The sequence below is a fragment of the Micromonospora sp. AMSO12t genome, from assembly GCF_008806585.1.
Lineage (GTDB): Bacteria > Actinomycetota > Actinomycetes > Mycobacteriales > Micromonosporaceae > Micromonospora > Micromonospora reichwaldensis.
Genome location: NZ_WAAS01000507.1, coordinates 1 through 1,300, shown reverse-complemented (window position 1 = coordinate 1,300; position 1,300 = coordinate 1). Strand labels below are relative to the sequence as shown.

The 1,300-nt window shown below is 69.3% G+C and carries 1 protein-coding gene; it reads right to left on the bottom strand.

Annotation, left to right across the window (positions count from 1 at the left end):
- Positions 1-31: 31 nt before the first annotated feature.
- Positions 32-1,233, bottom strand: a protein-coding gene (locus F6X68_RS32660) for an IS3 family transposase (protein ID WP_370519026.1) whose coding sequence is annotated in 2 segments (ribosomal slippage) — positions 32-1,002 and positions 1,002-1,233 — 1,203 coding nt in all. Because the reading frame shifts where the segments join, the coding sequence is not laid out codon by codon here.
- Positions 1,234-1,300: the final 67 nt, after the last annotated feature.

The following is a 1,300-nucleotide window of genomic DNA, read 5'->3' as shown; positions in this document are numbered from 1 at the left end:
TGAGGTTCCCCCCCGGGATGTGGACACCGGGTTATGCCGCGACCTGATGCAGCGTAGTCGGTGTGAGGGTCTGTTCGTAGTCGGCGGGACTGAGGTAGCCCAGGGCGGAGTGGCGGCGTCGGTGGTTGTAGAAGGCGATCCACCGGAACACGTCGCGGCGGGCGTCGGCCTCGGTTGCCCAGCGTCGGCGGTCGACGTCGAGTTCACGCTTGAGGGTGGCGAAGAACGCCTCGGCCAGAGCGTTGTCGTACGACGAGCCGATCCGCCCCATCGAGCGGCGGACACCGTGGCGACGGCAGGCGTCGGCGAAGGCGTCGCTGCCGTATTGGGCGCCCCTGTCGGAGTGGAAGATCACGCCGTCGACCCGGCCGCCGCGGGCGGCGACCGCGGCGTCCAGGGCGTCGATGACCAGGGCGGTGCGCATGTGGGTGTTGATCGACCAGCCGATCAGCCGTCGGGTGGCGATGTCGATGACCGTGGCCAGATACAGCCAGCCGGCGCCGACGCGTAGGTAGGTGATGTCGCCGCACCATCGCTGATCCGGTGCGGTGGCGGTGAAGTCCCGGCCGATCAGATCCGGCGCCGGCGGCACGGCCGGATTCGGGATGGTCGTGCGTTTGCGGCGGCGAAGGTGCCGACCCACGACGTCGCGCTGCCGCATGATCCGCTCGATGCGTTTGCGGTTGACCCGCACGCCCTGGTCGTGCAGCTCGACGGTCACCCGAGGGGATCCGTAGGTGCCGCCCGAGTCGGCGTGGATGACCTTGATCTGTTCGGCGAGGGCGTCCTCGTCGGCGGCGCGAGCCTGCCGGGCCGGCTCGCTGGCGGTCCAGCGGTAGAACCCGGCGCGGGACACCGCCAGGACCCGGCACAGCCGCTTGACGCCGAACGTGGCGCGGTGGGCGGAGATGAACCGGAAGCGGCTGGTCACCGATCCATCTCCTTCGCGAAATAGGCGGCTGCCTTGCGCAGGATCTCCTTCTCCTGCCGCAACTCCGCGACCTCACGCCGCAGGCGGGCGATCTCGACGTCCTTGTCCGCCACCGACAACCCGCCCCCGTCGGAGGCCGCACCCGTCCCGGATTGGCGATCGGCGGCACGGACCCAGTTGCGCAGCGTCTCGTGACTCATCCCCAGCTCACGCGCCACCTGGTTGATCGGCCGCTGCGACGAACGGACCAGGTCAACCGCGTCACGCCGGAACTCTTCCGTGTACTTCGATGGACGCCCCAACGGGGACACCCCTTCCTCTGGACCAACATCCAGTCTCAGGGTGTCCACATCTCAGGGGGAAGCCCAC